The sequence below is a fragment of the Paenibacillus sp. 05T425 genome (assembly GCF_056396205.1).
Window position 1 is genome coordinate 1 of the sequence record NZ_JBFTLA010000147.1, and the last position, 402, is coordinate 402.

The 402-nt window shown below is 64.2% G+C and carries 1 protein-coding gene; it reads right to left on the reverse strand.

Translation table 11 applies throughout. The features are described from left to right. Positions 1-402, reverse strand: a 402-nt coding sequence (locus AC1DF0_RS32515) for a cupin domain-containing protein (RefSeq protein ID WP_477577732.1), incomplete at both ends; no start/stop codon positions are given.

Consider the following 402-nt stretch of genomic DNA (forward strand, 5'->3'; position numbering starts at 1 on the left):
GTGTAGCGCTCTTCGTCCGACAGGAACTGGCTGAGGAAGTCGGTGAAGTGGGTCAGCACTTCAGCGGCGCTCGGGGCGCGGAAACCGACCGAGTAGGTCATGCAGTCGTCGACAGCCACGCCACAGTGAGCCAGGCGCGGCGGCAGGTAGAGCATGTCGCCCGGTTCCAGTACCCACTCATCGGTGGCTTCGAATTCGGCGAGGATGCGCAGGTCCGCGTGCTGCAGCAGCGGGCTCTCGGTGTCGCACATCTGGCCGATTTTCCAGTTGCGCTTGCCGTGGCCTTGCAGCAGGAACACGTCGTAGTTATCGAAGTGCGGGCCGACGCTGCCACCTGGGGCGGCGAAGCTGATCATCACGTCGTCGACGCGCCAGCTCGGCAGGAAGCGGAAGTTTTCCAGC